At 70.3% G+C, this 6,840-nt stretch carries 5 protein-coding genes; all 5 read right to left on the minus strand.

The annotated features are described in order from the left end of the window. A partial coding sequence (locus RIF89_RS09450) for a glutamate synthase central domain-containing protein (RefSeq protein WP_309068868.1) occupies positions 1-2,611 on the minus strand: 2,611 nt, incomplete at its 3' end. A 120-nt stretch (positions 2,612-2,731) separates the two neighbouring features. After that, entirely contained in the window at positions 2,732-3,709 is a 978-nt protein-coding gene (gene lgt, locus RIF89_RS09455) for a prolipoprotein diacylglyceryl transferase (protein ID WP_309068869.1), read from the minus strand. A 287-nt stretch (positions 3,710-3,996) separates the two neighbouring features. Then, positions 3,997-4,785: a tryptophan synthase subunit alpha gene (gene trpA / locus RIF89_RS09460; RefSeq protein ID WP_309068870.1), complete on the minus strand. Its 789-nt coding sequence runs from the start codon at positions 4,783-4,785 to the stop codon at positions 3,997-3,999. Next, positions 4,782-6,035, minus strand: a complete 1,254-nt coding sequence (trpB, locus tag RIF89_RS09465; RefSeq protein ID WP_309068871.1) for a tryptophan synthase subunit beta — start codon at positions 6,033-6,035, stop codon at positions 4,782-4,784. The genes trpA and trpB overlap by 4 nt, the downstream gene beginning before the upstream one ends. After that, the gene (gene trpC, locus RIF89_RS09470; RefSeq protein ID WP_309068872.1) at positions 6,032-6,832 is read right to left on the minus strand and encodes an indole-3-glycerol phosphate synthase TrpC; all 801 of its coding nucleotides are present in this window, start codon (positions 6,830-6,832) and stop codon (positions 6,032-6,034) included. The genes trpB and trpC overlap by 4 nt, the downstream gene beginning before the upstream one ends. Positions 6,833-6,840 lie beyond the last annotated feature (8 nt).

Here is a 6,840-nt window from a genome sequence, read left to right on the forward strand (position 1 = left end):
GCGGGCGCACGTCGGTGCGCAGCTGGAACAGGCCGCGCAGCGTCTTCAGCTCGGCCGCCTGGTCGTCGACGAGCTTCGTGTACTCGCGGAAGATGTCGTAGCGGCGCGTGCGCGTGGAGTGCTGCAGCCGGAACACCGTCTCCGGGCTGAACAGGTGCGGGGACCCATCGCGGCGCCACTGGTACTCGCCACCGGTCCACAGGCGCTCGTGGGAGCGGGGCGCGCGGTCCTCCGGGTAGGCGAACGCGTGCCGCGCGGCGTTCTCCGCCGCGATCACGTCGAGACCGACTCCGCCGAGCTTGCTCTCCGTGCCCGTGAAGTACGCGTCGATGAGCTCCTGCGACAGGCCGACGGCCTCGAACACCTGCGCGCCCGCGTACGACGAAACGGTCGAGATGCCCATCTTCGACATGATCTTCAGCACGCCCTTGCCGAGCGCGTAGATCAGGTTCTTGACGGCCTTCTCGGGCGTGACCCCCTGGATGGAACCGGAGCGGACGAGGTTCTCGACCGTCTCCATCGCCAGGTAGGGGTTCACGGCGGATGCGCCGTAGCCGATCAGCGTCGCGACGTGGTGCACCTCGCGCACATCGCCCGCCTCGACCACCAGGCCGACCTTCATGCGGGTCTCGTTGCGGATGAGGTGGTGGTGGATCGCCGAGAGCATCAGCAGCGAGGGGATGGGAGCGAGATCCTGGTTCGAGTCGCGGTCGCTCAGCACGACGAACTCGACGCCGTCCTCGATCGCGTTGTCGACCTCGCGGCACATCTGGGCGAGGCGCTTCTCGAGGCCCTTGCGGCCGGCTGCCACGCGGTACAGGCCGCGCACCGTGACCGAGGAGCGCCCGGGCAGCGCCGCGTGGATGTGCTGGATCTTCGCGAGCTCGTCGTTGTCGATCACCGGGAAGTCGAGTCCGACCGCGCGGGCGTGCTCAGGGCCCCAGTCGAGCAGGTTCGCCTCGGGGCCGAGGCCGAGCTTGAGGCTGGTGACGACCTCCTCGCGGATCGAGTCGAGCGGAGGGTTGGTGACCTGCGCGAACTGCTGCGTGAAGTAGTCGAACAGCAGCCGCGGGCGGTCGCTCAGCACGGCGATCGGGGTGTCGGAGCCCATCGCGCCGAGCGGCTCCGCGCCCGTGCGCCCCATCGGGGCGAGAAGGATCCGCACCTCCTCCTCCGTGTAGCCGAAGGTGCGCAGCCGCCGGTTGATGGAGGCGATCGGGTGCACGATGTGCTCGCGCTCGGGCAGGTCGGCGAGCCGGACCGTGCCCTTGTCGAGCCACTCCTGCCAGGGGTGCATGGCCGCGAGCTCGCGCTTGACCTCGTCGTCGCTGATGATGCGGCCCTGCGCGGTGTCGACGACGAACATGCGGCCAGGAAGCAGGCGGCCGCGGCGCTCGATGCGCTCGGGCGCGAAGTCGAGCACGCCCGTCTCGCTGCCGATCACGACGAGGCCGTCCTTCGTGACGGTCCAGCGTCCGGGACGGAGGCCGTTGCGGTCGAGCATGCCGCCCACGACGGTGCCGTCCGTGAAGATCAGCGACGCGGGGCCGTCCCACGGCTCCATCTGCAGCGAGTGGTACTCGTAGAAGGCGCGCACGTCCGGATCCATGTCCGGCTGCTTCTCGTACGCCTCGGGCACCATCATGAGCATCGCGTGCGGCAGGCTCCGGCCTGTCAGCGTCAGCAGCTCGAGCACCTCGTCGAACGAGGCCGAGTCGCTCTGGCCCTCGGCGCAGATCGGCAGCAGCGGGCGGATGTCGCCCAGCAGGTCGGACGCGAGCTGCGACTGACGCGCGCGCATCCAGTTGCGGTTCCCGCCGACCGTGTTGATCTCGCCGTTGTGCGCGAGCATGCGCAGGGGCTGCGCGAGCGGCCACGACGGGAACGTGTTGGTCGAGTACCGGCTGTGCACCACCGCGAGCTCGGTGACGAAGCGCTCGTCCTGCAGGTCGGGGTAGAACGGCTCGAGCTGCAGGGTCGTGACCATGCCCTTGTAGCCGAGCGTGCGGCTGGACAGGGACACGAAGTACGCGTCGAGCTCGTGCTGTGCGCGCTTGCGCAGTCGGTACACGCGGCGGTCGAGCGCGATGCCCGACTGGGCCGCGGCGTCCGCCGTCGCGGGGACCGACACGAACAGCTGCTCGAACGCCGGGCGCGCGTCGTACGCGAGCTTGCCGAGGTGCTCGTCCTCGGTCGGAACCTCGCGCCAGCCGAGCACGGTGATGTCCTCGCTCGCCGCGATGCTCTCGATCGAGGTCTTCATGGCCCCGCGTGCCTCGTCCTCGCGCGGCAGGAAGATCATGCCCGCGGCGTACTCGCCGACCGGCGGCAGGTCGAACCCGGCGACCGCACGCAGGAACGCGTCGGGCATCTGCGTCAGGATGCCGGCGCCGTCACCCGTGCCCGCATCGGAGCCGATCGCGCCGCGGTGCTCGAGGTTGCGCAGCGCTGTGAGGGCCAGGTCGACGATGTCGTGACCCGGCTCGCCACGCAGCGTGGCGACCATCGCGAGGCCGCACGCGTCCTTCTCGAACGCGGGGTTGTACATGCCCTGCTTCTCGGGGAAGCCCTGAAGCGAGGATGCGGTGCCGTAAACGGGGCGGGATGCCATGCCTACCGTCCTTGAGGTTGGTGCTCAGCCGGGACGACATCGGCCCTGTACTGCTGCAGAGGAGCGTCGCCGCAAGCGCCTGCGAAAGCCGTGTCCCGCGTCATACGGGACGCGTGAGTGCTAGTTCGCGGCGGCGGTGCTTGTGGCGGCGGCCTTGTGGTGATCGACCTCTGACGCAGGCGGTTCGCTGACGTCGACGAAGTCGGTGGGGTCTTCTGATTGTAGCGCGTCGTCGTCGCTTCGCTTGCGTCCCGGCGCGTACGGCGAGGGCTCCAGGCCGAGGTGACGGCGCTGCACGATCAGGATCGCGATGCCGACGAGGATGCCGAGGATCGACGCCCACACGTTCGTGCGCAGTCCGAAGTAGATCTCGCTCGGGTCGATGCGGATGGACTCCCACACCACTCGGCCGGCGCTGTACCAGATCAGGTAGAGCGCGAACAGGCGGCCCCACTGCAGGCGGAGGCGGCGGCCGATCCAGAGCAGCAGGACCACGCCGATCACGTTCCAGACGACCTCGTACAGGAACGTCGGGTGGAACAGCGTCCCCTCCGGCAGTCCCGCCGGGATCGCCGCGTTGTCCGAGTCGATCTCGAGGCCCCACGGCAGATCGGTGGGCCAGCCGAACAGCTCCTGGTTGAACCAGTTGCCGAAGCGGCCGATGGCCTGCGCGAGCAGCAGGCCCGGGGCCAGGGCGTCGGCGAAGGTCCAGAAGCGGACTCCCGTCCAGCGGCAGCCCAGCCACGCGCCGACGGCGCCGCCGATCAGCGCGCCGAAGATCGCGATGCCGCCCTCCCAGATCCGGAACACCGCCCAGATGTCCGCGCCCTCGCCGAAGTAGAAGCCGGGGTGGGTGAGGACGTGGAAGATGCGCGCGCCGATGATCGCGAGCGGCACCGCGAGCAGCGCGATGTCGATCACGACCCACGGCTCGGCGCCGCGCTTCGTGAGCCGGTGGTTCGTCATCAGCGTCGCGACGATGATGCCCGCGATGATGCACAGCGCGTAGAAGTGGATGCGCAGCGGGCCGAGGTCGATGTAGCTGATCGGCGGGCTGGGAATGCTCGTCACGGCGGACGCGAGCGCGGAAGACAGCATGACCCCGAGTCTAGTTCGCCGTACGCGTATTGCCGGACGCGTTCAGTGACGGGGATCGCGGATCGCCGCGAGGAACAGCGGCCATCCCGTCTCGTCGTGCGAGACGGTGAACAGGAACGGCCGGTCGAACGCCGGTCGCCGATCGTCTGTGTCAGTGTCGTGCGAGCAGCGACCGTCTCACATCCGGCGACCAAACCATGTGGTGTGAACGAAACCACAGGGTTTGACCGGTGCGAAGCATGTGGTCTCGTTCACACCATGTGGTTTGGCGGCTCGAGGGGGCGGGGTCAGCGCGAGAGTGCGGTGCCCGACGCCAGCTCGCGCGTGACCGACGCGAGGCCCTCGACGCCGCCGTCGCGCAGCGCCCGCACGAGCGCGGTGCCGACGATCGCGCCGTCCGCGTACTGCAGGACGTCCGCGATCTGCTGCGCGGTGCTGATGCCGATGCCGACGCAGGCGCGACCGGCGCCATGGGCACGCAGCCGCTCGACGAGCGTGCGAGCTGCGGCGTCGAGCTGCGCGCGCTCGCCCGTGATGCCCATGGTCGAGACGGTGTAGACGAAGCCGGTCGTGTTGCGGATCACGAGCTCGAGGCGCTCGTCGCTCGAGGTCGGGGCGGCGAGGAACACGCGGTCCAGTCCGGTCCGCTCGCTCGCGGCGATCCAGTCGGGAGCCGCCTCCGGCGTGATGTCGGGCGTGATGAGGCCCGCTCCCCCGGCGGCCTTCAGCTCGTCGGCGTAGCGGTCGACGCCGTACTGCACGACCGGGTTCCAGTACGTCATCACGAGCACGGGCACGTCCGTGCGCGCCGTGATCTCGCGCAGCGCGACGAACAGGTCGCTCGTGCGGTAGCCGGCGGCAAGCGCGGCCTGCGTCGCCTCCTGGATCAGCGGCCCGTCCATCACCGGGTCGCTGTAGGGCGGACCGAGCTCGATGACGTCGACGCCGTTCTCCGCGAGGGCGACTGCCGCGTCGATGCTCGTCTGCAGATCCGGGAATCCGACCGGCAGGTAGCCGACGAACGCCCCGCGTCCCTCGGCGTGCGCCTTCGCGATCGCGTCCTCGACTGCACTCATGCCTGGGCCCCCTGCGTTCCGTGCGACTCGGCCTGCTCCGCATCGTCGTACAGCTCGAAGTACCGCGCCGCGGTGTCCATGTCCTTGTCGCCGCGGCCCGAGAGGCAGATGGCGATCACGGCGTCCGGACCGAGCTCGCGTCCGATCCGGAGGGCGCCCGCCAGCGCGTGCGCCGACTCGATGGCGGGGATGATCCCCTCCGTGCGGCTCAGCAGACGAAGCGCCTGCATGGCCTCGTCGTCCGTCGCGGGGATGTACTGGGCGCGTCCGATGTCCGCGAGCCACGCGTGCTCGGGACCCACGCCCGGGTAATCGAGTCCCGCCGAGATCGAGTGCGACTCGACCGTCTGACCGTCCTCGTCCTGCAGCACGTAGGTGCGCGATCCGTGCAGAACGCCCGGGCGTCCGCGCTCGATCGACGCGGCGTGCCGCGGCGTGTCGACGCCGTCACCGGCCGCCTCGACGCCGTAGAGCTTGACGTCCTCGTCATCCAGGAAGGCGTCGAACATGCCGATCGCGTTGGAGCCGCCGCCCACGCACGCGAAGACCGCGTCGGGCAGGCGACCGGCGCGCTCGATGAGCTGCGCCCGCGCCTCCTCGCCGATGATCTTCTGGAAGTCGCGCACCATGGCCGGGAAGGGGTGCGGGCCCGCCGCCGTGCCGAAGATGTAGTTCGTCGTCTCGACGCTCGCGACCCAGTCGCGGTACGCCTCGTTGATGGCGTCCTTGAGCGTGCGCGATCCGGTCGTCACGGGGACGACCTCCGCGCCGAGCAGGCGCATCCGGGCGACGTTGAGCGCCTGGCGCTCGGTGTCGACCTCGCCCATGTAGATCGTGCACTCCATGCCGAACAGCGCAGCGGCCGTCGCGGTCGCCACGCCGTGCTGGCCCGCGCCCGTCTCCGCGATCACGCGGGTCTTGCCGAGCCGCTTGGTGAGCAGCGCCTGGCCCAGCACGTTGTTGATCTTGTGCGAGCCGGTGTGGTTCAGGTCTTCGCGCTTGAGGAACACGCGCGAGCCGCCGGCGTGCTCGGCGAAGCGCGGCACCTCGGTGAGCGCGGACGGGCGTCCGGCATAGTCCGCCAGCAGGCCCGCGAGCTCGTCGCGGAACTCCGGATCGGCGATCGCGTTGGCGTGCGCGCGGGCGAGCTCGTCGATCGCGGCGACGAGCGACTCCGGCATGTAGCGCCCGCCGAACTCGCCGAAGAAGGGTCCGTGCTGGTCGCGCAGGCTCGTGGTGGCGGCGCTCATCGTTCCTCCTGCGGGAATCGGCCCTGGCCCGCGTCCAGGAAGGCTGTCAGGGTGGCGACGGGGTCGCCCGTCACGAGCGCCTCGCCGATCAGCACCGCGTCGGCACCCGCCGCGCGATAGTGCGCGACGTCGGCGGGCTGCAGCACCGCCGACTCGGCGACCTTGATCGCACCCGTCGGGATGCGCTCGGCCAGACGCCCGAACAGGTCGCGATCGAGCTCGAAGGTCGACAGATCGCGTGCGTTCACGCCGATCAGCTCGGCGCCCAGTTCAGCGGCGCGGGCGACCTCGTCGGGCGAGTGGGTCTCGACGAGCGGCGTCATCCCGAGCTCGCGGATCAGCGCGTACAGCTCGGCCAGCACCGGCTGCTCGAGTGCCGCGACGATCAGCAGCACGAGATCGGCACCCGCCGCCCGCGCCTCGAGCACCTGGTACGGCGTGGCGATGAAGTCCTTGCGCAGGACGGGCAGCGAGACCGATGCGCGCACCGCCGTCAGGTCGTCGAGGCTGCCCTTGAAGCGACGCTGCTCGGTGAGCACGCTGATCGCCGATGCGCCGCCCTGCTCATACAGACCCGCCTGATGAGCCGGATCCGGGATGGCGGCGAGGTCGCCGCGCGACGGACTCGCGCGCTTGACCTCGGCGATGATGCGCACGGCGTCCCCGGGTGCGAGCGCTGCGAGCGCATCCCGCGCCGGCGCCTGAGCGAGCGCCGCCTTCTCGACCTCTGCCAGGGGGCGCGAGAGCCTGCGGGTCTCCGCATCCTCCACCGCGCCGGCCGTGAGGTCGGCGAGCAGCATCAGTG

The organism is Microbacterium sp. (assembly GCF_031178525.1).
Lineage (GTDB): Bacteria > Actinomycetota > Actinomycetes > Actinomycetales > Microbacteriaceae > Microbacterium.

What these genes read in the sequence shown, in the direction of transcription:
- trpB (WP_309068871.1), bottom strand. Translation starts at nt 6,035, where the DNA reads ATGAGCGCCGCCACCACGAGCCTGCGCGACCAGCACGGACCCTTCTTC.
- trpA (WP_309068870.1), bottom strand. Translation starts at nt 4,785, where the DNA reads ATGAGTGCAGTCGAGGACGCGATCGCGAAGGCGCACGCCGAGGGACGC.
- lgt (WP_309068869.1), bottom strand. Translation starts at nt 3,709, where the DNA reads ATGCTGTCTTCCGCGCTCGCGTCCGCCGTGACGAGCATTCCCAGCCCG.